The sequence below is a fragment of the Nitrosomonas nitrosa genome (genome assembly GCF_003051105.1).
In the GTDB taxonomy this organism is placed as follows: Bacteria; Pseudomonadota; Gammaproteobacteria; order Burkholderiales; family Nitrosomonadaceae; genus Nitrosomonas; species Nitrosomonas nitrosa.
The window spans coordinates 95,120-121,016 of record NZ_QAOO01000004.1 but is presented as its reverse complement, the minus strand read 5'-3'; the positions used below and the strand labels follow the sequence as shown (position 1 = coordinate 121,016).

At 49.3% G+C, this 25,897-nt stretch carries 20 protein-coding genes; 13 read left to right on the top strand and 7 right to left on the bottom strand.

From position 1 onward, the window contains the following. The first annotated feature begins 133 nt into the window (after window positions 1–133). The 4 genes from C8R30_RS03090 to C8R30_RS03075 all read left to right on the top strand — a co-directional run bounded on the left by C8R30_RS03090 (window position 134) and on the right by C8R30_RS03075 (window position 2,836). The gene (locus C8R30_RS03090; RefSeq protein ID WP_090669328.1) at window positions 134–541 is read left to right on the top strand and encodes a RipA family octameric membrane protein; all 408 of its coding nucleotides are present in this window, start codon (window positions 134–136) and stop codon (window positions 539–541) included. 6 nt (window positions 542–547) lie between these two features. After that, entirely contained in the window at window positions 548–1,204 is a 657-nt protein-coding gene (locus C8R30_RS03085) for a 3'-5' exonuclease (protein ID WP_090669331.1), read from the top strand. A 105-nt stretch (window positions 1,205–1,309) separates the two neighbouring features. Next, on the top strand, window positions 1,310–2,278 hold the full coding sequence (locus tag C8R30_RS03080) for an arsenic resistance protein (RefSeq protein WP_090669334.1): 969 nt from the start codon (window positions 1,310–1,312) through the stop codon (window positions 2,276–2,278). Between the two features lie 33 nt (window positions 2,279–2,311). Beyond that, on the top strand, window positions 2,312–2,836 hold the full coding sequence (locus tag C8R30_RS03075; protein WP_090669338.1) for a DUF4231 domain-containing protein: 525 nt from the start codon (window positions 2,312–2,314) through the stop codon (window positions 2,834–2,836). On the opposite strand, the gene C8R30_RS03070 is transcribed toward C8R30_RS03075, so the two are convergent. Beyond that, complete coding sequence (locus C8R30_RS03070; protein ID WP_090669341.1) at window positions 2,837–3,760, bottom strand: histone deacetylase family protein; 924 nt, start codon at window positions 3,758–3,760, stop codon at window positions 2,837–2,839. Between the two features lie 40 nt (window positions 3,761–3,800). Beyond that, window positions 3,801–5,372 (bottom strand): amino acid permease, encoded by a 1,572-nt coding sequence (locus C8R30_RS03065; protein WP_090669344.1) that lies wholly within the window; start codon window positions 5,370–5,372, stop codon window positions 3,801–3,803. Between the two features lie 212 nt (window positions 5,373–5,584). On the opposite strand from C8R30_RS03065, the gene C8R30_RS03060 reads away from it, so the two are divergent. Together C8R30_RS03060 and C8R30_RS03055 are read left to right on the top strand one after the other, a co-directional pair. Next, the gene (locus C8R30_RS03060) at window positions 5,585–8,263 is read left to right on the top strand and encodes a bifunctional acetate--CoA ligase family protein/GNAT family N-acetyltransferase (RefSeq protein ID WP_107789527.1); all 2,679 of its coding nucleotides are present in this window, start codon (window positions 5,585–5,587) and stop codon (window positions 8,261–8,263) included. A gap of 315 nt (window positions 8,264–8,578) precedes the next feature. Beyond that, window positions 8,579–8,953: a hypothetical protein gene (locus C8R30_RS03055; RefSeq protein WP_090669350.1), complete on the top strand. Its 375-nt coding sequence runs from the start codon at window positions 8,579–8,581 to the stop codon at window positions 8,951–8,953. Between the two features lie 51 nt (window positions 8,954–9,004). On the opposite strand, the gene C8R30_RS03050 is transcribed toward C8R30_RS03055, so the two are convergent. After that, window positions 9,005–9,706, bottom strand: coding sequence for a glutathione S-transferase family protein (locus tag C8R30_RS03050; RefSeq protein WP_107789526.1), 702 nt, complete (start codon window positions 9,704–9,706; stop codon window positions 9,005–9,007). A gap of 171 nt (window positions 9,707–9,877) precedes the next feature. Here C8R30_RS03050 and C8R30_RS03045 point away from each other — a divergent pair, with 171 nt between their 5' ends. The 7 genes from C8R30_RS03045 (at window position 9,878) to C8R30_RS03015 (ending at window position 21,747) form a co-directional block, all read left to right on the top strand. After that, entirely contained in the window at window positions 9,878–10,252 is a 375-nt protein-coding gene (locus C8R30_RS03045) for a winged helix-turn-helix transcriptional regulator (RefSeq protein WP_090669356.1), read from the top strand. Window positions 10,253–10,524: 272 nt separating this feature from the next. After that, entirely contained in the window at window positions 10,525–13,164 is a 2,640-nt protein-coding gene (locus C8R30_RS03040) for an MMPL family transporter (protein WP_107789525.1), read from the top strand. A 119-nt stretch (window positions 13,165–13,283) separates the two neighbouring features. Continuing rightward, a complete protein-coding gene (locus C8R30_RS03035) occupies window positions 13,284–16,523 on the top strand; it encodes a PAS domain S-box protein (RefSeq protein ID WP_107789524.1) in 3,240 nt (1,079 codons plus the stop codon). A gap of 9 nt (window positions 16,524–16,532) precedes the next feature. Then, entirely contained in the window at window positions 16,533–17,279 is a 747-nt protein-coding gene (locus C8R30_RS03030; protein WP_204799642.1) for a response regulator, read from the top strand. Beyond that, entirely contained in the window at window positions 17,276–18,544 is a 1,269-nt protein-coding gene (locus C8R30_RS03025; RefSeq protein WP_107789522.1) for a GGDEF domain-containing response regulator, read from the top strand. Before C8R30_RS03030 ends, C8R30_RS03025 begins: the two co-directional genes overlap by 4 nt. A 45-nt stretch (window positions 18,545–18,589) precedes the next feature. After that, a complete protein-coding gene (locus tag C8R30_RS03020; RefSeq protein ID WP_107789521.1) occupies window positions 18,590–20,407 on the top strand; it encodes a sensor histidine kinase in 1,818 nt (605 codons plus the stop codon). A gap of 323 nt (window positions 20,408–20,730) precedes the next feature. Further along, the gene (locus C8R30_RS03015; protein WP_107789520.1) at window positions 20,731–21,747 is read left to right on the top strand and encodes a hypothetical protein; all 1,017 of its coding nucleotides are present in this window, start codon (window positions 20,731–20,733) and stop codon (window positions 21,745–21,747) included. Window positions 21,748–21,851: 104 nt separating this feature from the next. Here the strand turns inward: C8R30_RS03015 and C8R30_RS03010 are convergent, their stop codons facing one another. From C8R30_RS03010 to C8R30_RS02995, 4 genes are all read right to left on the bottom strand, one after another. Then, window positions 21,852–22,190, bottom strand: a complete 339-nt coding sequence (locus C8R30_RS03010) for a hypothetical protein (protein WP_146162674.1) — start codon at window positions 22,188–22,190, stop codon at window positions 21,852–21,854. A gap of 185 nt (window positions 22,191–22,375) precedes the next feature. Beyond that, entirely contained in the window at window positions 22,376–22,840 is a 465-nt protein-coding gene (locus tag C8R30_RS03005) for a hypothetical protein (protein WP_090668448.1), read from the bottom strand. A 42-nt stretch (window positions 22,841–22,882) separates the two neighbouring features. After that, entirely contained in the window at window positions 22,883–25,270 is a 2,388-nt protein-coding gene (locus C8R30_RS03000; protein WP_107789518.1) for a penicillin acylase family protein, read from the bottom strand. 53 nt (window positions 25,271–25,323) lie between these two features. Beyond that, window positions 25,324–25,812 (bottom strand): DUF1499 domain-containing protein, encoded by a 489-nt coding sequence (locus tag C8R30_RS02995; protein WP_107789517.1) that lies wholly within the window; start codon window positions 25,810–25,812, stop codon window positions 25,324–25,326. Window positions 25,813–25,897: the final 85 nt, after the last annotated feature.

The window sequence follows — 25,897 nt, the reverse complement described above, 5'->3', positions numbered from 1 at the left end:
GGAGAGGCTGTAACCCTTTGCAGTTTCGGCTTTTAAAATCCAGACCAACCCTCTATCGATTTTTCTGTTATATACATCGTGCATAAAAGTGTTTTTCAGTAAGAATAACAATAAACTTTCCCCGGGAGAGGGGATGAACGACAAGGCGTTTTTTTACGATATCGTTAAATTTGAAGTGCAGACAATTGCGCAACGCAATAACATTCTGCTGGTTTTCCAGTCGATGTTATTCGCCGCAACCGCACTTGTGGCCACTGCCGATAATCCCGTTTTCATTCCTGTTTGGGTTTTGATGAGCGTGGGTTTGATTTTATCGCTCATCTGGATTTACTTGAATTGGCTCACGCATGTGATCGAGGCAAGCGCCATGAAAAAACTCGAAGAAATCGATGAGCGTGTTCGATATCTTCTCGAAGCACGTAAAACGAATTGGTTGCTGGCCAAAGGAAGCGTATCGGCCTTGGTCGCCTTTGCCATTCCTTCGGTCATGATCATCTGCTGGCTGGTTCTCATTGGACATTATGTTGCCAAGTATTCCTGAAGCCTGATGCATCATTTCAAGATAAATTCAGTCTCCACGCGGCGTCCGACCCAGGATGAAATCGCTCAACTTGAGCCCTTTTCGGGATTGCCGCTAGATCGTATTGATCTGCTTACAACGACTGCAGCGTTTGAGGATGCGCGTCAACAGTTGATCCGCGAACGGTTTGTCGGCTTCGATACTGAGAGCAAACCGACCTTTGCTAAGGGAGAGCGCTCAACCGGGCCACATGTTGTGCAGTTTGCTATGCGGGAGCGTGCGTTCATCGTCCAGACCAATAATGCAGCTGCGCATGAATTCTTCAAAGCTATCCTTGAATCAGCAGCAATCGTGAAGGTTGGGTTTGGTCTCAGGACTGATCGAGCCGCCTTGCTGCTCAAGTACGGTGCACAAGCGCGATCAACATTGGATCTGGCAACTGCGCTTCGACAGGCCGGTTTTCGTCAAGCGGTGGGCGCGAAAGCGGCGGTGGCCATTGTGCTCCAGCGCCGATTGCGGAAATCAAAGGCTGTATCAACTTCAAATTGGGCGCGACAGCATTTACTACCCAACCAACTTCTTTACGCGGCAAATGACGCTTACGCTGCTTTGGCTGTATTCTATGCGCTGGGCTTGCATGAAGAATCCGGTGAAGGGCTGATTTTGAACCAAGAAAACCGGTAATAACTTGAAAGCAAGCTGGTTATTTTGGGAAATATCAGAAATAACGTAAAAGTCGCATCACCTTTATGATGAAAGCTTTCACACGGTATCTTCATTGTTGCGCTTATGCTCATCACACGTCAATCCCTTGAGCAATTCCAAGTCATCATCTACCTGGCAGCGTTGGTTTGCGGTATGGTGATAGGCGCTTTATTTTCCCATGGGGTGCCACTTCTGGATGCCCTGCTTTGGCCCGTTCTAGGGGTGTTACTGTATGCAACGTTTGCCCAGATCCCGCTTACGCATTCTCGTGAGGCATTTATCAACACGCATTTTTTAGCGGCGGCTGTCGTAGGTAATTTCATATTATTGCCTTTTGTCGTAGGGGGACTGATGTTGCTGGCGCCCGCTGAACCCGCCATCCGCTTAGGCATGCTGCTGGTTTTGCTTGTTCCCTGTACCGACTGGTTTATCACATTCACACATCTAAGTGGTGGCGATACCCGGCAGGCAATTGCGTTTACCCCCATCAGCTTGCTATTGCAGATCGTGCTGTTACCCGTTTATCTATGGGTGTTTTTGGGTGCAGAGCTTGTCGTTACCTTAGCGCAAGATGCTATGCTTATAGCATTTATCGGCCTGATCCTGCTGCCATTGCTGGCTGCCTATCTGACGGAGAAATGGGTGGGAGGTAGTCAAGAGCGGCGTGGTTTGTTGCATGGGCTAGCCTGGTTGCCAGTGCCACTGCTTGCCATTGTTATTTTTTTGGTTGCGGCTACCCAGGTAAGTGTCATTGTTGGGGCAACATCTTTTCTCGGTTGGCTGCTACCGCTATTCGTTGCCTTTTTGTTCGTCGCGGGTGTGATAGCGCGTGTTCTAACGCATTGGTTTGCGCTTACACAGATGCAGGGTAGAACCCTGGCGTTCAGCTTGGGTACCCGGAATTCGTTCGTCGTATTGCCGCTTGCGCTTGCTTTGCCACATCCTTTCGATTGGGTGGCAGTGGTGATTGTTTTTCAATCGCTGGTCGAATTGTTGGGTATGGTCGTTTTTCTTTGGTGGGTGCCTAAGCGTCTTTTCCCGCTATCACCTTAATACTTGAAGAGGTATCAGGAGTTTAATCTAACGATGACAAATTCATTACCCAAAGTAGAAGCCTTTCTTTCCGCGTTACAAGAACAGCGTTTTTTTAAGGATGCTGCCACATCGGGTAGTGTGCTTTGGTACATTGATTTTTACCAGAAGCGCGCGCCGAGCCGTCGGATGGCTTTCCGCGCTAGCGGCTTTATTTTGCTGTTCCTGAGCATTAGCTTGCCCTTTATTACACAGCTATCGCCTGCTGAGTGGCAAGCGAAAGTGGCTTCCATCCTTGCCTGGCTGATCGCGCTAGTCGCGGCTGCTAATGCATTTTTCAATTGGCAGAAAGCGTGGCAGCTCTATACACAGACACAACTGACTTTGCAGCTCGCCCTTTCGGAATGGGAGTTACGTACGGCCGAAGCGAGGGCGGCTGCAACTGATGAAGAAGGGGTGAAGCTGTTACAGGACGCGTTGCAAAAGCTTGCAAAAACGGTGAGTGAGGCGGTATCCAATGAAACGGCGCAGTATTTCGAGGGTGTGAAAGTGCCCAATATTCATAATCACCAAAAATAACTACAATCCACACAAAACCTTGATATGCGCAGCCGCGCTCCTGCCAAGCGCGTGCAGTGCGTAACCCCCTTCCAATGCCGATACGATCCGCTTCTTAGCGTATCGTTTGGCAATTGTTTGGATCTGCTCGGTGACCCAGCTATAGTCCGATTCGGTTAGATTCAGGTAAGCCATGTCGTCTTCGCGGTGGGCATCAAATCCGGCGGAAATAAAGATCATTTCTGGCTGGAAGGCTGCCAATGCTGGTAGCCAGCGATCGGTGATCGCGGCACGAAATGCTTGACCATCAGCGTGCGCAACAAGGGGTACGTTGATAATATGCTCGCTGCTGCTGTCTGCTCCGCAGTAGGGATAAAAAGGGTGCTGAAAAGTTGAGCACAGCAAGACGTGTGAATCATGCTTGAAAATAGCTTCGGTGCCATTGCCGTGGTGAACATCGAAATCCACGATCGCGACCCGCTTTAAACCATGTTGTGCCATGGCATGGGCTGCTCCGACCGCGACATTGTTGAAAAAACAGAAACCCATGGCCTGATCACGTGTGGCATGATGCCCAGGCGGCCGGATATTGCAAAAAGCATTTTCCACTTTTTCGGTCATGACGAGATCGGTGGCGAGCACCAGCGCGCCAGCCGCCCGGTATGCCGCCTCCAGCGTGAAGGGATTCATGAAAGTATCGGCATCGAGGCTGATCAAGCCACGTTGGGGTGCGACGGCTTCAAGCGTGCGAAGATAATCTTCTGTATGTACACGCGTGAGTTGTTCATGGGTTGCGCGTGGCGCTTCATGCTGCTGCAAGAGCGGCAAGATGCCTGAAGCGATCAATTGATCTTCGATCGCACGCAGCCGCTCGGGTGATTCTGGGTGTTCATATCCCATATTGTGTTCAAGGCAGGCGGGATGGGTGATATAGGCGGTGTACATGACTTTCTCCCTTCAGCAGAATACATTACTCACCAATCCATTATTGATCGACCTCAATCTTTTTATGCTTAGTATCTTTATGGTAATCTGCGAGTGGCCGGATCGGCTCGATGAGGTTTTCGCCTCCCGAGGGGGTATCGATACCCAATGCGACATGGCTTTTCCGGTAACCATACAGAAAATAGACTATCAAACCGATCCCGGTCCAAATCGGAAAGACCAGCTTGGCATCCGTAGGCAGAAACAGAAAGAGCGTGATGCAACCACCTACAGCCAGTGGTCCAACTAACCAAATGGCAGGTGTGCGAAAGGGACGTTGGCGGTTTTTATCCCTGACGCGAAGTATCATGACGGCGAGTGCCACGACCATAAAGGCAAACAAAGTGCCGGAGTTGGAGATATCTGCTAACTTCCCGACCGGCAGGAAAGCTGCAGCAAAAGTTACACCGACACCGGTCACCATCGTGACGATATGCGGTGTTTTGAAACGGGCGTGGATGCGGCTCAGCACTTCTGGCAACAACCCGTCGCGAGACATGACGAAAAAGATACGCGTCTGACCAAATAGCATCATCAGAATGACGGAAGGTAATGCCAGAAAAGCGGCAAGACCGAGTAGGTTACCCACTTTTTCCCAACCAATTTCCCGTAGAACATGTGCCAACGCTTCCCGTGAGCAGACGATGGGTTGTTGTCCGACAGCAGCGAGTGATTGGCATTGCTCAGCGAGTGCTAGCGAGCCGGGCTGCAGTCCTTTTCCTGCAGCATCCATCAACGGTTGTGCGCCAACTGCTCCCACCGCACCCGCCGAGACGACGAGATAGAATAACGTGCATATTCCCAATGAGCCGATGAGCGCGAGGGGGATATTGCGTTGTGGATCTTTGGTTTCTTCCGCAGCGGTCGAAACAGCGTCAAAGCCGACATACGCGAAAAAGATCGATGCGGCAGCGGCCACTACACCCGATGTGCCCAGTGGTAAAAATGGCTGAAAATTCTCCATGTTGGCGACAGGAAATGCCAGTGCGATAAAAAGGGTTAGAGCGGCGATCTTGACTACTACCAGCACGGCATTGAATGCCGCACTTTCCCGTGTGCCGATGACTAGAAGACCGACAATCAATACGCAGATAGCAACGGCAGGTAAATTGATGATACCGCCAGAGAATGGCCCATTCGCAAGTGCAAAAGGGATTTCTATGCCAAGGGAATTGCTCAGTAAACCCACGAAATAGCCGGACCATCCTACAGCGACAGCCCCAGCTGCAACGGAGTATTCAAGAATCAATGCCCAGCCGACCATCCAAGCGATAAATTCACCGAGTACGGCATAGGAGTAGGTATAAGCCGAACCGGATACCGGCACCATCGAAGAAAGTTCGGAATAGCACAGCGCTGCTACCGCGCAAACAAAGCCGGCAATGATAAAAGCAATCATCATGCCTGGTCCTGCTTTTTGTGCCGCTTCAGCAGTCAATACGAAAATACCGGTTCCGATGATGGCGCCTACGCCCAGGAGTGTGAGCTGCCATACACCGAGAGAACGATCAAGACTTTTCTTTTCGGCTGTGGCGAGAATAGCGTCTAGCGATTTCACGCGCCAGAAGATCATGGATTTCCCCCTTCAACTTAATGTTAATCTGTAATGGCTTTGAATTCAGTGGGAGATAGTGTACTAGAAATAGTGCTACCATAAGGATGAAATAGGCAGGGAGATAGTATGAAATAAGCGCTAATACATGAAATAAGACGCGCACAGCGCGATTTTTCTGGAAACCTTTCTATGCTCTCGTCATTGCAATATAAACAAAAATAGAAAGATCGATGAACAGACATTACCTAAGTCCCCTTTTTTCTCCCAAGTCCGTGGCAGTCATCGGCGCAAGCAGCCGGATAGATTCGGTCGGAGAAATCGTATACAAAAACATGCTGGGAAGTGGTTTTCAGGGCAGGCTTTATGCCGTCAATCCTAACCACAATGAAATCCAGGGGCGGCGCGCATACGCGAGTATCGAGCAGATTGATGAATCTGTCGATCTCGCTGTCATCATAACCCGCGCAGCGACCGTGCCGGATATCATCGAGTCTTGCGGCAAGCGAGGCGTCCGGTTTGCTTTGGTACTCTCAGCGGGTTTTAGAGAGATCGGGCCGCAGGGAGTGGCGCTTGAACGTGCCGTGATTGAAAACGCGCAGCGCTATAACATGCGGTTGATTGGTCCGAATTGTCTCGGCATTCTTTGCCCACGAGTGGGATTGAATGCGACCTTCAGCAAAGGCGGTGCAAAAGCGGGCGGGTTGGCTCTGGTCTCACAATCGGGCGCATTCTGTACGGCGATTATGGACTGGGCGCGACCGAATGATATCGGCTTTTCTAGCATCATCTCAATGGGTACGGCGGCTGGTATGGATTTCGGGGAAATACTCGACTATCTTGCATCCGATTTGCATACAGAGAGCATCTTGCTGTATATCGAAGGTGTCCAGCGCGCACGTGGTTTTATGAGCGCATTACGCGCAGCGGCGAGGATCAAACCCATTTTTGTGGTCAAGGCAGGTCGTCACGAAGCGGGCTCAAAAGCCGTTTTTTCTCATACCGGTGCGCTGGTAGGCGCGGATGACGTATTCGATGCGGCGTTGCAGCGTGCTGGGGTTGTGCGGGTCAATACCATCGTGCAGCTATTTTCTGCTGCGCAGGCGCTTTCAACAAATTTTCGCCCAAGTGGCAACCGATTGGCAATCGTGACCAATGGGGGTGGGCCTGGCGTTATGGCAAGCGATCGGGCGGTAGATTTGGGTGTTGCACTTGCCACGTTGTCCGAGCAGACGCTATCCGACTTGAACGCGGGATTGCCGGTGACCTGGTCACATGGCAATCCCTTGGATATCATCGGCGATGCGACAGCAGATCGTTACCGTCATGCTGTTACGCACTGCCTGCAGGATGAAGGAGTGGATGGTGCGCTCGTGATTCTGACGCCGCAAGCAATGACCCGGCCATCGGAAGTAGCGCGCACCGTGATCGAGGTGGCGGCAAAATTTGACAAGCCGCTCATCGCCTGCTGGATGGGCGAAGCACAAGTCGCTGAAAGCAGGCAAGCTTTTAACCAAGCAAAAATACCAAACTTTCGCACGCCTGAACCCGCTGTTGAAGTGTTCTCGTTTATATCGGCTTACTACCAGAATCAGAAACTGCTAATGCAGACACCGGGTCCGATTTCGCGCTATAGCTCACCCGATGTGGAAGGGGCGCGTTTGTTGATCGAGGGTGCGTTGGCCGAGCATCGTAAAACTTTAAACGAAATGGAGTCGAAAGCGATATTGGCTGCTTTTCATATACCGATCGCCAAAACGATGGTGGCGCGCTCTCCGAATGAAGCATTATTGCTTGCCGAAGAGTTGGGTTTGCCGGTTGCTATGAAAATCAATTCGCCCGATATATCGCATAAATCGGATGCTGGCGGGATACGGCTCAATCTGGGTAATGCACAGGCAGTCCGGTCGGCCTACCATGAAATCATTCAGTCGATTCAGAAGAACAGCCCCAATGCACGGATAGATGGGGTGGTTGTTGAACCGATGATTATCAAACCCAATGGGCGGGAATTGATGGTCGGCGTTACCAGCGATCCGGTATTTGGGCCCGTCATTACGTTTGGTGCGGGCGGTGTGCTGGTCGAAGTGCTAGGTGACCGTGCGGTTGCTCTCCCGCCGCTCAATCGTTTTCTGGTGAAAGATATGATTCAACGAACGCGAATTGCAAAACTTCTGACCGCATTCCGTAATCTGCCACCTATCCACATGGTTGCGCTGGAAAGCGTATTGATGCGTGTGTCAGAAATGGTGTGTGAACTTCCTTGGATCAAGGAGATGGATATCAACCCATTGATCGTGGATGAAAACGGAGCGTGCGCGGTAGATGCGCGGATGGTGGTTAATTACCTGCCGCCCTCTGTCGATCGCTATGCGCATATGGCGATACACCCTTATCCGGTCCACTTGATCACGCATTGGCAAATGCCGGACGGTACCGATCTGACCATTCGTCCCATACGACCTGAAGATGCCGAGATCGAGCAGGCATTCGTGCGAGACTTATCGGCAGAATCTAAATATTTTCGTTTCATGGATACATTGCAGGAGCTTTCGCTGCCTATGCTTGTGCGTTTCACACAAATCGACTATGACCGTGAAATGGCTTTGATTGCCGTGCTGGAAGAGGACGGGCATGAGAAAGAATTGGGGGTTTGCCGTTATGTGGCCAGTCATGATGGCCAAACGTGTGAGTTTGCCCTGGTCGTGGCCGATGAATGGCAAAAGAAAGGGATCGGTAACAAGCTCATGAATTGCTTGTTCGATGCGGCGCGTGCGAGAGGCATCAAGCTCATGCAGGGTGAGGTGCTGGCCACCAACCGCTCTATGTTGGAACTGGTGCGTCGTCTGGGTTTTGAGGTGAGTACCAGCGAGGAAGATGCTTCGATTAAATGGATTATGAAGCGGCTTTGATGTCGCTGCTACGATGAGACCTATTTACTTCGGTAGTGGGAAGGTACCCGTTTCATCAAGCTACTGTCGTAGTTTGACTATACTGGTTATTCATCATTGGTTCAGTTAAGTATCGCTATGCTCAAAATACAGAATCTTTTACAGCAGTGAAGCCAAGCGGTAACGTTGTAGGATTTTAAACAGACGTAACTGTCGACTGATAGCGCATTCGTTTAAACTAGCCGTGATGGGAAAAGTGGTTATAGCTTCTAAAGTTATGATGATAGATAACGTTAATAAACACTCATACGGTTACTTTGCTAGGGGGATAACACTATGAAAATTAAATACGCTTTATGGATGCTTGCACTGATGTCATTGCAGGCTAATGCAGATAATTCAACACTGGATGCAGCAATCGGTGGAGCATTAGGTGGTGCGGCTGGCGCAGCGATTGGCAATGAAATCGGCGGCCGCCAAGGCGCAATTGTTGGCGGCGCGCTGGGTGCGGCAGCCGGAACTGCGGCCACGACGGATCATGGTCACCGTCATGCTGCACCCTATGGGGGCGGACGGTATTATACGGCTCCACCGGCTGTTCCTTATTATGGTGCACCCGCCATGGATCCGCGCTTTGGATATGGCTATCCCAGTGGTGGCCACCCAGGCTATCACTGCCCTCCGGGACAGGCCAAGAAAGGTCGATGCTGATTTCCAGTAAAATCAGCACCCTTAAAGATCACGCTTTTTGGTTGGATTACCCTATAGATCTGGATAGAATTCCGCTTTAATGTTGTCGACATAATCAACCAAATTCTTTTTTGACAAACTGAATTCTTTAATCGGGGATTCAATTGGGCAGCCTATGATATTGATTAAGTGACCAAAAGCACATGCATCTAATGTGGTGGGGCGATCTCCTAGAAAATATCGTTTAGTTCCAAGAATAGCCGATACCGCTTCGATATCTTGATTGCCTAATGCAAAAATTTCTTCTGCTTGATGCCTGCCGGTGCCGTGACCATATATCTGCCGTATGATTTTTGGACGCCAACTACTGGCAACAATATGCCGGATAATGGGGGGTAACCGACCAAAAATTGCTTTTTTATTGATTTGCCAATTTTCATCGGTGTATTGCCAACGTGAATAAAGCATGACCCAGAACAGATGTTCATCAAGTAAGCGCTGTATGGCAACGGATAACGCCAATTCTGCTTCAGTTAAGTTTTTATCCAGGTTTTCGTAGGTTGATTTTAGATAACTAATGATAAAACGAGAATCAGCTATTGCTTCACGCTGATCTTCAATATAGGGTAACTTACCTTTGGGCGCATCGAAAGGAAAAGCCGACTTGGTTTCGTGTTGAATATCAGCCATTCGCAAATAGGTTTCTATTTTGCAGCAGAATGGGCTCAAGTTCGGGATTCCCCAAGTACGTTCGAATTGGTAAAGTTTTAGCATGCAGTTGATCCTCAACATCATCTTTATTAATTGGCTAATCGATCGATTGTATAATCCAATCGGTTAAATATTGTACACTTGTATTATGCAAGTATCTATAAATTACAAGTATCAGTATCACTCAATGTAAGTGAGCATGCTCCCCTTTTATTTCTCAATAAAAACTAACGTATGGCTGAGGAACTGGATAAACTGATTTTTGAGCGATCAAATTGCCCGATCTCGTGCTCACTTGATCTCCTCGGTGACAAATGGACTTTGTTAGTGATCCGCGATCTGCTGCTGGGTAAAAAACGCTTTCAAGAATTCTTGAAATCCCCAGAAAGAATTGCCACCAACATATTGGCGGACAGGTTAAAGAAAATTGAAGCTGCTGGACTTATTACTCAACAGACCTATCAACAAAAACCGGTTCGTTATGAATATGTATTGACAAAAAAGGGAGAAGATCTCAAACCTGTACTTCAGGCTCTAGCCAACTGGGGAATAACCTATTACCCTGGGACTAAAATTTTTGAAGCTGTAGGGCGGCCCTCAAGTCATTGAAGGTTTTTGCTTTCCCAATAAATTACACCGCACAGTCAGTTCATTGCGCTATATGCCGCAATAAAGAGCCTGCCTTCGGCAATAGAGACTCGAAAACTGATGAAGCATCTTTACCATTTTACTACCCCTACAGGGAAGGATACGATATAAGAATAATTAGTATAATAATCAGTATCTTATTCACATTTTTGGTAAGGATTAGCGTGCGGTGTTTGCTTTTTTGGGACTATACTATTGCTGAAGATTGTATTGCACCAACATAAGGGGAGACGATGAAAATGATGGGCGCGCGTTTTGGGATTTGGCTAGAGAAAATGGAAAGGAACGTATTGCATTTTCCCAAAACACTGATTTTATTGGTATTGATGTTATGTGCTCTAAGCTTGCATTATGCTGCGGGTCACCTGGGGATCGATACCGATACGACCAAAATGCTTTCAGAAGAATTGCCTTTCCGCCAGGATAGAGAACGCCTGGTTGCGGCATTTCCTCAGGACGAACAGGCGGTACTGGTAGTAATTGATGCTGAGATCCCGGAAAAAACTACCGAAGCACTCAGTTATCTTGGGGAAAGGTTTCGTGCGGAAGAACAACACATCGAGTCGGTCTTTATTCCTGGGGAAGGCGAATTTTTTGATCGCCACGGGTTGCTTTATCTCAAGCTAGAGGAACTCAACGAACTGGCCGATACTTTGGCTGAGGCTCAGCCTTTTGTCGGTACATTGGCTGAGGACAATAGTCTGAAAGGCCTGCTCTCCATCATCGAGCTTGCCATCACGACCGAGGGGCGTGAATTGCCGGTGGATCTCAACCCGTTGTTGGAAAAAATCAGCCAAGCGATGCGTGCAGCACAGACTGGCGAGCAATATCAGCTCTCGTGGCAGCAAATGATTTTTGGTGGTGATGCAAAAATGCTGACAACGCAGCGTTTTATCGTACTCCAGCCGAAACTCGATTACAGCGCTTTGGTGCCTACGGAGAGGGCATTGACGAGTATTCGTACCATCGTTGAGGAAGCAAAAGCGCAATTTCCTGACGTACGCATTAGATTGACCGGGGAAGTCGTGCTTGAGCATGATGAACTGGAAAGCGTGGAAAGTAGCGCGACGATGGCTTCCATTTTTTCTCTCATATTAGTCTGCCTTACACTCTTGATCGGCCTCCGTTCGTTGCGGTTGGTGTTGATCACTTTCGTGGTGTTGTTGATGGGGCTCGCTTTGACCGTCGGTTTTGCCACTTTCGCAATTGGTCATCTCAATCTGATTTCCATTTCTTTTGCCGTTTTATATATTGGTATTGGTGTCGATTACGCCATTCAGATTTCTTTACGCTACCGTGAATTGCTTCGGCAGAATTTTACTCAATTCCAGGCGCTGATGGAGGCAGTGCATAAAGTGGCGCCGTCGATTGCACTGTGCGCCCTGACCGCTGCTGCAGGTTTCTTTTCTTTTATGCCAACTGCTTATGTTGGGGTATCGGAATTGGGAGTGATTGCCGGAGGAGGGATGTTCATTGCACTGATCATCTCTTTGACGGTGCTGCCTGCATTGTTGATTCTATTTCCGTTGAATCCAGCCACGGTGAAATTGGACCGGAGCACATTTCCGCAGTGGGTTTATCACTTTCCGATGCAGCATCGGACTGCCATCAAATGGACGGCTATATCGCTTACCCTAGTTAGCTTAGCTTTCCTGACCCAAGTGCGATTCGATTTCAATCCCCTCAATTTGCGCGATCCTGATAGTGAATCCTTATCGACTTTCAGGGAATTGCTGGATACCAAACAAACATCACCTTTCACGCTAACGGTGTTGGCGCACAGCAAAGAGGAAGCAGAGCAGACTGCGCAGAGATTAGCTGCATTGGGATCTGTCGAAAACGCGATTACAGTGCTCAATTTCGTGCCGGAAAATCAAGAAGAGAAACTGGCTGTACTGCAGGATCTTTCTCTCATGTTGGGATTGCCTATCTCCACTTTTCCGCCTGTGCTCGACGATACCCTGGAAAATCACAAACAGGCGTTGGAGCGTTTCTTGACTCGAATCGAAGAAAGCTTGGCTGCCGATCCAGCCAATGTGCTTGCTGGGAGCCTGCGTCAGTTGCGAGACGATGTGAAGCGACTATTGAAGGCGCTAGAAACACTGCCTGAGGCTAAGCAGGCAGCGCTATTGGATCAGTTGCAAAACAGCTTGCTCGGTACGCTCAAGACTTCGATGGATCGGTTGCTGCAAGGGTTGCTAGCTGATGTCGTTTCCTTGGATGCGCTGCCTAAAGACCTACTTGAGCGTTGGCTCAATGCCGCAGGTGTTTACCGGGTTCAAGCCTTTCCTCGGAAGAACCTCAACGACCACGAGAATCTCAAAGAATTCATTGCTGATGTCAGGACCGTATCGATCAATGCGACCGATTTGCCCGTTATTTACCTCGAATCGGGCAACGCAGTGGTGGAAGCTTTCCAGAAGGCACTCATTGGAGCTTTGCTTGCGATTTCTACCGTGTTGCTTGTTATGCACCGAAACATCAAGGATGCCAGCCTGATTCTTTTGCCTTTGCTGATGATGTCGATCCTCACCGCTGCTTCGACCGTGTTGTTGGATAATCCATTCAATTTTGCCAATATCATTGTGATACCCTTGTTGATGGGGTTAGGGGTAAACAGCGGAATTTATATCATGCTTAGATTGCGTGCCATGCCTGACCGGGAGCAAGATGTACTAAATACCAGTACTGCACGTGCCGTTGTATTCTGTAATTTGACCACCCTTTGTAGTTTTGTCAGCATGGCTTTCACGCCGCATTTGGGATTGGCGAGTATGGGGTTGTTATTGTCAATCGGGTTGATTCTGATCATTTTAACCTCTTTGTTAGTCTTGCCTGCATTTGCTTGCAAACCACTGAAACCTTCTAGTTGAGGGGGGCTTGGTTAATGAATAGCGGGTGATAGATCGATGTTGGCTTGGGCGCATCGCCCGTTTGACAAGATTTAATAGGGAAGAAACGCGACGTTTCTTCCAGACAAGGAAGCCGCGCCATGAAGAAAATCACTCAATATCGGGCATCATCGGGCATCAAGCATGGAGATGCCGGTGGAGGACTGAACGAATCAGAAGCACTGTTCAGAGCCATCTTTGATAATGCAACTGACGGCATCTCTCTTGTAGAAGTGGAAGGTACGAAGATTTTGCTCGGAAATGCTGCCTTTTGCCAGATGCTAGGTTACACGCCCAATGAAATCAAGGGCATGCTTGTCCAGGCTATCCATCCAGAGGAGGAGCTGATCGCTATCATGAGTGAGTTTATGCGTCTTGCAGGTCAAAAAGGGGGGCTGGCTGAAAATATCCCCGTCAAGCGCAAGGATGGCCATGTTTTTATTGCGGATATCACGGTTGCCTATCTCGAGATAGGTGGCAAAAGATATCAGGCAGGGTTTTTTAGGGATGTTACCGAGCGTAAACAGACGGAACGATTGCTAAGGCAGCGGGAAGCGGATTTCATGGCCATTATCGAACACGCACCCATCGCCAAGATTGTGACAGGAAGCGACGATAAAGCCGTGATTCTGATGAATCAGCGGTTTACCGAGCTATTGGGTTATACGGTAGAGGATGTTCCCAATGCTGAATGCTGGTGGCCGCTTGCTTATCCCGATGCGCAATATCGGGAAATGGTCAAAACAGAATGGACAAGTAGAGTCGAGCAAGCGATGCAAAGTTGCGGCCGCATAGTGCCTATGGAGACAACGGTTACCTGTAAAGACGGCACAAAGCGGTATATCCGGTTTTCTTTCGTATCCTTAGGAAACAAAAACATTATCACGTGTGAAGATTTGACCGCAAACAAGATAATGGAAGGGGCATTGCGTGAAAGTGAAGCGCGTTACCGTAGTATTTTTAATGCCGTAGATGACATTATTTTTAGTGTTGAATCGGATGGCACGCTCGCCTCGATCAGTCCTTCTTTTGAACGGCTGACGGGATGGTTGCCAAGTGAATGGATAGGCAAACACTTCTCACCCCTTGTTTATCCCGGGGATCAAGCGAGAGTTCAGGCGCTTTTCGAAAGATTATTAGCGAGAGAGGTGATTCCTGCTTTTCCGATGCGGCTCATGAGGAAAGAAGGGACTTATCTGGACGCTGAAATCAAAAGCGTTGCGATAGGTCATGGCGAGTCTGTTGCAGTATTCGGCATACTGCGTGATATTACCGAACGTAAGCGGGCGGAGGAGATAATTTTCCGGCGATTGACGTATGAAAACCTGCTTTCACGGATCTCTAGCATGGCGTTGGCGGCTGACAATCTACATGATTTTCTGGAACAGAGTATTGCCTTAATAGGGGAGGTGATGGCAGTAAGCCGTAGCTACCTGTTCGAGCATCGTCATGAGACAGACACGATGGACAACACTCATGAATGGTGCGCGCCGGGTATAGCACCACACAAGGAAAACAATCAAGAGGTATCTTCTAATATAGCGCCATGGTGGGTAAGTACACTCAGGAGTGGTCAAAATATCTGTTTTACTCATATTGACGAAATTCCCGATGAAGGCGTAATGGAAATTTTGCGGCGCCAGGATATTCGTTCTATTCTGGTTGTTCCGCTTTTTGTGGGCGGTCGCTACTATGGCTTCCTTGGTTTTGATGAGTGTTTGCAACATCGGGTGTGGCCGCAAGAGGATATCGATGTGCTGCTTTCGATTTCAAGGATTATCGCGGTTGCCATCGAGCGGATGTGGGTAGAAGAACAAGTCCGTCGGCAACAAGAGCTTACTACCCGGATTATCGAAACCATTCCCATGCGCGTTTTCTGGAAAGATTGTGTATCACGTTATCTAGGCGGCAACACGACATTTGCCAAGGATGCGGGGTTGGCGTTGCCACAAGACTTGATTGGCAAGGATGATTTTCAGTTGATTTGGCAGGAGTTTGCTGAGCTCTACCGTGCCGATGACCGGCAGGTGATAAGTACCAATACTGCCAAACTTTCCTATGAAGAGCGCTTGATAACCGCATCGGGAGAGCGCATCTGGGTGCGTACTTCCAAGGCCCCTTTGCATGATCAAAGAGGGGATGTCATCGGTCTGCTGGGTGTCTATGAAGACATTAACGAGCAGAAGCAATTGGAGTTGGCCTTGCGAGAAAGCGAAGAACGTTTTCGTATGGCATTCCAGACCGCAGCCATTGGCATGACGTTGGTTGGACTGGATGGGCACTGGCTGAAAGTTAACCGGTCATTCTGCAAGATCGTAGGTTATTCAGAGCAGGAATTGTTGCATTTGACATTCCAGGAGATAACTCATCCGCATGATCTCCCATCCGATCTCGAACTGGTAGAACAATTGAGTGCGGGAGAAATCAATCATTACCAGTTGGAAAAGCGTTACCTTCATAAGAAGGGGCACGTCGTTTGGGTGCGGTTGAGTGTTTCGCTAATAAGTGATGCGCAAGGAAATCCTATCTACTTTGTTGCTCAAACTGAAGATATTACCGAGCGCAAGCGTGTGGAAGAAGAGTTCCAGAGATTAAACCAGGCGCTTGAGATCAAAGTTACCGAGCGCACCAAAGCGTTGTTAGAGGCGCAGGAGGAATTGGTGCGCAAGGAAAAGCTTTCCATGCTAGGGCAAGTGGCGGGCAGCGTGGGGCATGAGTTACGCAATCCGCTCGGCGTGATGAGCAATGCGGTTTATTTTTTGCAGATGGTGTTGTCCGACGCGGATGAGACCGTTTTGGAGTATCTCGAAATCATTAAAAATGAAATCGCGGCAGCGGACCGTATCGTGGGTGATTTATTGGATTCGGTACGCACCAAGCCACCCCAACGAGATATTGTTTACATCGTACCGTTGCTGGAACAAACCTTGAGAAAATGCACTATACCGCCATCTGTGACGATCAAACTCGATCTTCCAGAATCACTCCCTCCTTTGTTTGTGGATGCCATACAAATTCAGCAGGTATTCCGCAATTTGATCAGCAATGGCATCGAGGCAATGCCGGAAGGCGGATCGTTGGAAATTTGGGCACAAGTTGGCAAAAAAGCGGAAACCGTGACGATTAATGTGCGAGACCATGGCATCGGTATGTCGCAAGAACAATTAGGCAGGCTATTCCAGCCTTTGTTTACCACGAAAGCGCGGGGTATTGGTTTAGGGTTGGTTGTAGTAAGAAATTTGACGCAAGCCAATGAAGGGTGCGTACATGTGAAAAGCGAGTGGGGGGTGGGCAGCACATTTGCTGTTACTTTACCCATTTATCATGTAATAGCAGGCTAAAGAGGGCGTATGATGAAAACCCTGGTGGTCGATGATGACCGTCGTATCGTAAAAACCACTTGCGATATTCTGAAGATAAAGGGCTATGAGTCTATCTTCGCTTATTCGGGTGAAGAAGCGGTCGAAATAGTTAAAGCAGATATGCCCGATTTTGTGCTGATGGATTATAAAATGCCGGGTATCGATGGTGTCGAGGCATTGAGACAGATGCACTTGACTGCTCCGGCGTTGCCTGTTGTCCTGGTCAGCGCCTATGCAACCGAAGAAATGATAGATGCGGCAAAACAAGCGGGTGCTTATGCCGTGTTGAGCAAACCGCTCAACTTCCAAATGGTCTTGTCCTTTCTTTCTTTGCTGGAAAAGGAGGAGAGTATCTTGGTCGTCAACGACGATCCCGATCTGAGCAAAACGCTGAAGGATATCCTGGCGCTCAGAGGCTATCAGGTAGAAACGGAAAACGAGCCGCAGAATGTGCTCAAGCATCTTGAGCAGGACTATAAGCTGGCGGTAGTGCTTGATCTCAAGTTCGGTGTGGCTAAAGGCGCCGATATACTCGAGAAAATTCGGGCTAAATACCCTGGCAAGCCCGTCGTTTTGCTGACCGGTTATGGACAAAGAATATGCGAATCACTCGATGACATGGATAAATCCGGTGTTTATACCTGTTTGTACAAGCCTTTCGAGATGGATGATCTACTTCAGGTGATCGAAGAGATCCGGGTTATCAAGTTACAAAATTTGTTGACGATGAAATGAACATAAAAACAAAAATTCTCGTAGTCGACGATGACTTGAATCTCAGAAAAACGCTCGTCGATACGCTCAAAGTAAAGGGCTATGAAACAGTGGCGGTGGCTACGGGTGCAGAGGCGGTTGCGGTGGTCGAGCAAGGTGGATTCTGTTTAGCGTTGATCGACTTGAAATTGCCGGATATATCCGGTATTGAAGTGATGACCCACATCAAGTCTATCGCACCCTTGATCGAGGTGATTATTCTGACAGGACACGCTTCCATGGATACGGCGATCGAGGCAACTCGTCAAGGCGCTTACTCCTATCTACACAAACCTTACCAGATGGATGATCTGTTGAGAAATATCCGGCTCGCTGTCGAGCGTCAGCAAGCCCAAGAAGAAATTCTGAGATTGGCATCGTTTCCTAGACAGCATCCCAACCCGATCATAGAGTTAGATCCGGCGGGTGGGGTTACTTATGTCAATCCGGCGGCAGAGAAGCTATTCCCTGATATCGTAGCTAAAGGATTATCCCACTCGCTGTTGCGCGATTTCCCGTATTTGCTGCCTAAACTGCGCGATAGCCAAGAGCAGGAAGGACTCATCCATGAAGTCGAGGTCGGGGGATGTACCTATGAACTGCATATCTTCAGTGTTCCGGAATTTGGCTTGATTCGTATTTATGCGACAGATATCACGCGACGCAAGCAGACCGAAGAAGAAATTCGTCTGCTCGCGACGACCGACAGCCTAACGGGGATTACCAATCGTAGAGAGTTCATGCGCATACTGGAAAGCGAAATGGATCGCTCCAGGAGATATGGAACGCCTTTGTCATTGATCATGTACGACCTGGATTATTTCAAGCAAGTCAATGATACCTACGGACACGATATCGGCGACGAAGTATTGAAGGCCGTTGTTAGACTGGTGAACGAGCATATTCGAGGTGTCGACATTGATGCTCGCTGGGGAGGGGAGGAATTCTTGGTATTGATGCCGCAATCCGATTTAGCCGCTGCGCGGAATACAGCCGAGAAGCTGCGTCAGGCGATCGCTCAGCATTCGTTTAAAAAAGTGGGCGCGGTTACCGGAAGCTTTGGTGTGACGGCATTTATTCCGCAAGATAACGCCAGTTCGCTGCTTAAACGCGTCGATGATGCGCTTTATCAGGCGAAGGAGCGAGGCCGGAATCGCACTGAGGCCCTGGTGGGTGGCGAAAAGAAAGATAAGCAGGATAAGCAGGATAAGCAAGAATCTGAACCCAATTCTGGTTCAGCTGGGTAAGTTCGTCGGCCACGATGCTTGGATCGAGGTCTCCATTGATCCCCTATGTCTACTCATTTTAGCGGTTTCCCGGCAGAATACCGATCTCATGGGTATCAGAATAGCGATTTACAAGACGGGTTAGAAACGGGGTATTCTTACAAAATTGAGGATGTACAAGCACTCCGTAGTGAAGAGACCATGAAAATCAGTATCAAAACCCTCAGTAACGTTATCGGGGCAATTGCTATTCTGATGCTATTGGCAATGGGGCTGATCATCGTTAGCGTGCTGCGTATTCAGGATAGCATCATCGATAGCCAGGAGCGTCGCTTCCGCTCACAATTGCTTGCTGAAGAGCTTTCTCAGAGCTCCGAGGAGCTTACTCGTATGGCGCGCAGCTACGTGGCGACGGGTGATCCTATTTATGAGCGCTACTATTTGGAGATTCTTGCCATTCGTAACGGCGAGTCGCCGCGTCCACAAGATTATTCTCCTGCCTATTGGCACTTGCTGGCTGCCAAACAACTGCCCCCAATGACGCAAGGCGAGACCGTTTCCTTGCATGAGCTGATGCACCGTGAAGGCTTAAGTGAGCGAGAACTCAATTTGTTACGGCAGGCGCAGGCAAATTCCGACGAGTTGGTGAAAATCGAGCGGCAGGCATTCGCTGCCATCAAAGGGCGGTATGATGATGGGCAGGGTGCTTTTACGGTCATCCGCGAACCTGATCGCGATTTTGCGCTGGATTTGCTTTATGGAGAACGATATGTCGCTGCAAAAGCAAGCATCATGATTCCGATTCAGCATTTTAGGAATGCAATCGACGAGCGAACCAAGATCGAGCTAGAAAACCTCCAGCTCAATCAGAAAAATCAAATCCTACTGCTTATGCTTCTCATCGTATTTTCCTTGGCGGGGGTGCTATTTATCAGTGGGTACATACGACGCGCTGTATTGCATCCGCTTGCGCAGCTTGGTCGTTGCGCTAACGAAATTTCCAAGGGGGATTATGGTTCTCATTGCGATATTCAGTCGGGTAATGAATTGACCGAGTTGGGTGCTCATTTCAATCGTATGGCTCAGTACATTGAGCGGGATTTCACGGCACGCCTGCAGGCAGAAGATGAAATCCGCAAGCTTAATGAAGCATTGGAAAATAAGGTGAAGGAACGCACCCGGCAACTCTTGGCGGCGCAAGAGGCGTTGGCGCATGAGGAAAAGTTGATCATGCTTGGCCAAGTGGCAGATGCGCTGGGACATGAGTTGCGTAACCCACTCGGCATAATGAGTAACGCGGTGTACTATTTGCAAAGTGTGCTAGCCGATACCGATGCGGCCACCAGGGAATATTTGGGTATCCTCAAGGAGTCGATCGCTGATATGGAGCGCATCGTATCCAATCTGCTGGATGCTATACGCTTTAAACAGCCTCATGCTGAACCCGTCGAAGTTGCCGGGCTGATCGAGCAAACGTTGCGGGTGTGTAGCGTGCCGGCTACCGTTACCGTAAGACGCAATGTGCCAGCAGATTTGCCCGTTATCCACGTTGACCCCATGCATCTTCATCACATCCTGTGGAATCTGATTGTCAATGGCGTTGCAGCAATGCCACAAGGGGGTACACTGGAAATCAGTGTGAATGCAGACAGACAAGCTAGGCTAATCAGCATCAGCATCAAAGATAGTGGTATCGGTATGACACCCGATCAATTGGATAAGTTATTCCAGCCCTACTTTGCTACGGGCGCTCGGCACATTGGGCTTGGGTTGGTGGTAGTGAAGCGTTTGATCCAGGCGAATGGCGGCCAGGTAGAAGTGATCAGTAGCCCGGGTGAAGGGAGTACCTTTACCGTCATGTTGCCAATCGATGAGCCGAAATAAAGTCGGGAAACGGTGTATGCAGAAAGCGTATTGGCGCCGCTAACAGTCATTCATGACGGCGCCACTCAACTTCTGACGATTCTAAAAAGATCACTCCCTCAATTTTCACAGAAAGTATCCGGCTTTTGTGTTCTTCGTCTCAGCGTAGAGACTTGCGAGGAGTTTGGGTACTTTCTCGCCCGGTTAGTGTGCAATATGGATTATTTTCTTTCAGGAACTAAAAAAGATAATATTTGAGCCATAATTGAGCATCTTTATCTTTATGTCGAGAGAGTCCGAAAATTGTCAGAAAGGGGGGTTTTGACCTAAGTCAGCTAATATCCATGTGGTTCAAATGGTTTCTGTTGGTCTTCATGTTGTTATTGGGCGTATCGGTGACTGCGGCTTCTGTCCCTACGTTAAGCAATGTTATCACCTTGTTGAGGCTGGAACATGATGTTGTGGCTGATCTTGAGCAAGGTAAGATCGTCACGTTTGCAGTTCAGGAATCTACCCGAAAAGAATTGGCAGTAGGTTTAGCGACGTACTTGCCGTCATCGCCAACTAAGCTAGCTGATTTTTTTAAGCTAGGTGATTTTATTGGGATTGATCCGGATGTTTTGGTATTTGGTGAGATATTTCCTCACGCTGGTATCGATACTTTCCAGCATTTTTCTTTTGCGCCCAAGCAAAGTGACGAAGTCCAGAATTTACTGGCTGCTGAGCATGAAGAATTTAATTTATCCGCAGACGAAATCAGCCGCTTTGTATCGCTTAACGGACAATTATCCGATCTTGATCGGGTAAATTTGACAGAGGTTGTATCGCAGCGCTACCGGCAAGTTTTATGGCAGCGTTGGCAGGCCTATTACAACCAGGGGTTATCTGGGGTGGCACCCTATGTACGTGGTAATGGTGAAGTGGATACTGGAGAGGAACTCAGGCTTCTGGCGGATAATAACGCGTTGCTAGCGTTGTTATCACCTGCGCTAAAGAAAGCATGGTTGAGTTACCCGAGTCATTTTCCGCAGGAGGCGATAGAACGATTTCTTTGGCTCAATCGGGAGGTGAATGGTCGACCTGCAGCGATACTCAGTCATCGGGTCTTGTACACGGCCGATAGCATTTCAATGATAGTCAGCAGGCATTTTTTTGTTGGTCATTCCTACAACGCGGGGCAAATGGTTTTAGCTTGCTTGCCCCATCGCGAGGGCATGATCGTGTTTTATATTCAGCAGACGTCGACTGACAAAGTCACCGGCCTTGGAAGCAGTCTCAAACGTGGCGTTGGCCGTATGCGCATCAAACAGCAAATGATCAAGAATTTAGAGCGAATGCGCGCAGCGATGCAATCCTATTAAACAGGAGCGGTGTAGAAAATTCTCAGAATCACTATTTTCTCCTGCTGCTATGAGTGGAGTTCAAGTTGGTTGCACCTTGAAGCCTTATTTTATAGTGGTGCCCATTAGTTTCTGTTCCAGAACGAGCGTTCGATTTCTTCGATACGCTTTTCTTCCTCACGATACTTTTCATTCTCATGCTTGTGTATTTTGCGGTTCATTTCTTCCCGGTGCTTGCGTTCTTCACGGGCTATTTCCTCAAATTTTTTTCGTGCTTCACGTTCCTGCTCATGTGCATCTTTATAAATCTCACGCTCTTTCTCCATCGATTCCTTTCTGGTTTCCAATGCTTCCTTGAGAGGAGCGTCCGCCTGAACAAAGGTGGTGGAAGAGGCCAATATGATGAGTAATGCAACTGAAATTCCTGCTTTATTCATGAGTTGCTCCATTAGCGTATTGTTCATGATTAATTCAAAATGACAGCTTTTTAGCTTTGAACGAGAAGGATACGGGAAATAGTATAAAACGATCAACTCCTCGAACAGCAATGTGCGCAGATTCCTTAGGTAACTGTTGCGCTAAATGGCCTAAAGATGTTCAACTCGTTATTAGCTTCAGCAGGCGAGTTCATATGGAACAAGAGATTCGGTCAGTGGTGATCATGATGAACCGGCTGGGCCTCTGCTGGCAGGTCGGTGGTTCGAATTTGGTAGGCCGCATGGCATGCAACACATGTTTGGAGCGTCATGCTCAGTTGTGCCAGCGTATGCTTAGTGTCTTTTAAGGTTTCCGCATCGGCTGCAATCTGATCAAAACTCTTGTGAACCGAGATGCCGAGCTGCATGAAATCTTTCGGTAACACCGATCGCAAATGGTTTTCTCCTGAATGCGCCATTTCCGTTCCCAACATACGTGCATGGCGTGCGACAGCAAGCATATCGTCTTCAGTAATTGCTTGTAGTATCTGTTGTGTGCCGAGCAATAGAGCGCGCATCTCGGTCAGGATATGATGGCGCTGCATTTCATTAAGCGAGAGTATCTTACGCTCGTCGATGTCTTGAGCGAAAGTTGCGGTTGCGACGATGGCGAGTGCGGCAAAGGCCAATTTTTTCATGAGTGTCTCCTTTTTATCTAAACAATCTAAACATAAAATGGGTCAGGGGGTACCGTTTGTTGGGGTCAGTGTGAGCGTGCGCTCTGTCGGGCCGGGCAGAAACGGGGTGGTTTTTCCGGCAACCCAGTCAGCATGGCCGCTTGCGTAATAAGGCGAGAGCGGGTGCCCGCTTTGCCCGCCGGGCATCGAGAAATAGCCACGTTCTTCATCACCGGGTGCAACTACGAAGCGCTGAGATGCACCGAAACTGGGAGACTGGATGCGGGGCATATGGCTATCACCCGGTAAGGGGTCACGCGGCATATCCAATTGTTGCGCCAGAAACTTGGGCAATACGCGGCTCAGGGGATGCTGAATTGCAGCCGTGTTCTGCTCTCCCCAGGTGCGTGCAGCGATGCCGCCTGGCAGTGACTGCATATATTCGGTGATGCGTTGTGCGCAGGTTACAAGCAAATGATCCCAATCGGTATAGCCAGGCGGTAGTAAGTGGGGTGGGCGTTGGGTAAGTAATAGCCAGGCGGCGTGTTCTATCTGAGTCAGTCGTGGCATCATAAAATCTGGATGGTGCTGCCGTACTGCCGCAGCAAACCCCTCCTGAATACTGCCAATCACCTCTTGACGGAAGGTACGTACCAGCCGATACGCAACGGAGTTGACAGAAGCATGGCCATCCCAATCGGCCAGTGCCGTTTCCATAACCGAGCGCCAGTTGGCTGCGGGAACGCGATCAAGTGTCTGTTCGAGTAATTGCCGCCAGCGTGCTAGGAACAGAGCGCGGTCATCCAACTGAATCGAATGTAAATCCGCCGCGGTGAAAAAGTCATTCGCCGCTAAACCATCACGGATTTGTTTAGCGCGTGCACCGAGCTCATAGCCGCCGTCACCAAGGTATTCAAGCATTGAGCCATCGATCGCCCGTGCGTTGCCATTCCATAATCGCTGTTCGGGCGGATTGACGATGACCGGATATTTTTCGGGTGCTAACCAACCGTTCCATCCTTTATTGTTTTCGCTCCAATCCGATGGATGAGTGGGATCATAGTCACCGATGCGCGAGGGAATGCGTCCCGCGATCGTCCACGCGATATCCCCGTCTCGGCTGCCAACGATGAAGTTTTGTGCTGGCATGCCAGCGCGTTGTGCAATTACCATGGCATCCTCGATGGTTTCTGCTTGTTCGAGGAGGATGAGGTCCAGATTGACCGCACCAGGTTGATGAGCCGACCAGACGAGCGCCAATAGAGCGCCGTCATGATCGGTTGCGAGAATGGGCCCCCATTCTGTTTCACGGACTTCCAGTATTTCATCTGCTGTATCTCGCACGCGCAGCACTTCACGGTGTATCGTAAGGGGCTTCCAACCCTGAGGGCTACGATAGCGCGTGGAATCGGATGGGTCGAGCGTGATTCGGACCCAATCCGCCATATCACCGTAGCTGTTGGTAAAGCTCCAGGCAACATGACGATTAGAGCCGACGACGATCGCGGGCGTCCCTGGCAAACTTACCCCATTGATATCGAGGGTGCGCTCATCGTGGACGGGATGCGGGTAAATAAACCGGGTACGGAACCATAAACTGGGCACGCGTAGCGACAAATGCATATCATTGGCGACCAGCGCAGCGCCTGAAGTCAAGGTGCCTGACACGGCAAAACTGTTGCTGCCGGGCGTTTCATCAAGCTGAGCGTCTATTTGATCAAGAGGGTCGCGCAGCTGTTTCGGGTTTAAATTACGCAGATCGAGCGCTTCGCGTGTAGGGGGAGGAGGCCAATCAAAAACGGGCCCAATCAATGGTGCATCCCACTCGCCACCTCTTGCGGTGAGAAAACGGTAAGCGGATTCAGGTAAGCCGGCACGCAACACGGACAGTTGCAGCTCGCGTTGCACGCTTGGCTCCTGCAAAGTGAAATACATCGATAACACCACTAGCACACTGTCTTCACTGCGCCAGGGGTGAGGTTGGCTGCGTGTCAATAGATAAGGAAAAGGGCGCACTGTAAGCGCCATCAATCCCTCGTTCACGCCGTCGCGATAAGCCTCGATTAACCGCCGATGATCCTTGGGGAGGGTGGAGAGCATAGCTGTAGCGCGTGCGCGCATGCGGTGACCGCGTGTCTGGCGGTCAGCGGGCAATGCCGCTTCTCCAAATAGTTCGGCCAATTCGCCGGCAGCGCTTCGCCGCATGAGATCCATTTCAAAAAAACGCTCCTGAGCATGAACAAAGCCAAGCGCCCTGGCAAGATCCACGCGGTTTTGCGCGCGAAGGGTAACGCTACCTTGCGCGTCTCGCTCAACCTCTACGGGCATACTCAGGCCTGTCAGCCTTACCGTACCCTCATACTGTGGTAAGCTGCCTTGCAATAACAGACTGATGGTACCAATGAATGCAAAGCTCAGTAGCAGCAGGATAATTAGAAAACGGCGCGCCATATAAAATCACTGATTTGCCATTGTGATGAACGGATAGCTGGCTTAGAAAAAACTCAGGAAGCGCCGAGTTGTGCACGTATCGTTTCGATACGCTTGCGATTGACACCCAGGTCGCTTCTGCCTATCCGGGAAGCCGAGCGCACTTGAATTACCTTGGCGGCTGGATCGAACCAAAATTCTGCGTCATCGACAAATTTGAGGATACGGGTCGTAAACTGGACGTAGAGATAATGCTCATTGCTCGTAATGATTTCAGCGCCTGGCATGGATTCGACGATGCTGCGTAGGCGTGCCAATGTGGTCGAAGCGTCACCCATGAGCGGGTATGGCTCAATTTTTGCATAATCGAGTTGCGGGTGATCGGGGTAAAGTACCGCTTGGCTGGAGACGCTATTGGGCGTCATGGAAGGCGGTTTTAATTTTCCGTCCTGTACGCCAAGATCAGTTGGCGGTGTTCCTTTGAACATGCCGAGTTGGCCAGCAATGATGGTAGCTATCACGACTAAAGTAAAGCTGATCAAAAGCCATTTGATGAATATCATAAATGTGTCCTATTGGGATCAATGGTGAAAACGACAAATTATCAGGCGCGGTAAGCACCTAGGCCATCGATCAATAGCCTATCAT

What these genes read in the sequence shown, in the direction of transcription:
- C8R30_RS03035 (WP_107789524.1), top strand. Translation starts at nt 13,284, where the DNA reads ATGAAGAAAATCACTCAATATCGGGCATCATCGGGCATCAAGCATGGA.
- C8R30_RS03090 (WP_090669328.1), top strand. Translation starts at nt 134, where the DNA reads ATGAACGACAAGGCGTTTTTTTACGATATCGTTAAATTTGAAGTGCAG.
- C8R30_RS03065 (WP_090669344.1), bottom strand. Translation starts at nt 5,372, where the DNA reads ATGATCTTCTGGCGCGTGAAATCGCTAGACGCTATTCTCGCCACAGCC.
- C8R30_RS03000 (WP_107789518.1), bottom strand. Translation starts at nt 25,270, where the DNA reads ATGGCGCGCCGTTTTCTAATTATCCTGCTGCTACTGAGCTTTGCATTC.
- C8R30_RS03005 (WP_090668448.1), bottom strand. Translation starts at nt 22,840, where the DNA reads ATGAAAAAATTGGCCTTTGCCGCACTCGCCATCGTCGCAACCGCAACT.
- C8R30_RS03060 (WP_107789527.1), top strand. Translation starts at nt 5,585, where the DNA reads ATGAACAGACATTACCTAAGTCCCCTTTTTTCTCCCAAGTCCGTGGCA.
- C8R30_RS02995 (WP_107789517.1), bottom strand. Translation starts at nt 25,812, where the DNA reads ATGATATTCATCAAATGGCTTTTGATCAGCTTTACTTTAGTCGTGATA.
- C8R30_RS03040 (WP_107789525.1), top strand. Translation starts at nt 10,525, where the DNA reads ATGAAAATGATGGGCGCGCGTTTTGGGATTTGGCTAGAGAAAATGGAA.
- C8R30_RS03050 (WP_107789526.1), bottom strand. Translation starts at nt 9,706, where the DNA reads ATGCTAAAACTTTACCAATTCGAACGTACTTGGGGAATCCCGAACTTG.
- C8R30_RS03030 (WP_204799642.1), top strand. Translation starts at nt 16,533, where the DNA reads ATGATGAAAACCCTGGTGGTCGATGATGACCGTCGTATCGTAAAAACC.
- C8R30_RS03085 (WP_090669331.1), top strand. Translation starts at nt 548, where the DNA reads ATGCATCATTTCAAGATAAATTCAGTCTCCACGCGGCGTCCGACCCAG.
- C8R30_RS03055 (WP_090669350.1), top strand. Translation starts at nt 8,579, where the DNA reads ATGAAAATTAAATACGCTTTATGGATGCTTGCACTGATGTCATTGCAG.
- C8R30_RS03025 (WP_107789522.1), top strand. Translation starts at nt 17,276, where the DNA reads ATGAACATAAAAACAAAAATTCTCGTAGTCGACGATGACTTGAATCTC.
- C8R30_RS03075 (WP_090669338.1), top strand. Translation starts at nt 2,312, where the DNA reads ATGACAAATTCATTACCCAAAGTAGAAGCCTTTCTTTCCGCGTTACAA.
- C8R30_RS03020 (WP_107789521.1), top strand. Translation starts at nt 18,590, where the DNA reads ATGTCTACTCATTTTAGCGGTTTCCCGGCAGAATACCGATCTCATGGG.
- C8R30_RS03080 (WP_090669334.1), top strand. Translation starts at nt 1,310, where the DNA reads ATGCTCATCACACGTCAATCCCTTGAGCAATTCCAAGTCATCATCTAC.
- C8R30_RS03045 (WP_090669356.1), top strand. Translation starts at nt 9,878, where the DNA reads ATGGCTGAGGAACTGGATAAACTGATTTTTGAGCGATCAAATTGCCCG.
- C8R30_RS03015 (WP_107789520.1), top strand. Translation starts at nt 20,731, where the DNA reads ATGTGGTTCAAATGGTTTCTGTTGGTCTTCATGTTGTTATTGGGCGTA.
- C8R30_RS03070 (WP_090669341.1), bottom strand. Translation starts at nt 3,760, where the DNA reads ATGTACACCGCCTATATCACCCATCCCGCCTGCCTTGAACACAATATG.
- C8R30_RS03010 (WP_146162674.1), bottom strand. Translation starts at nt 22,190, where the DNA reads ATGAACAATACGCTAATGGAGCAACTCATGAATAAAGCAGGAATTTCA.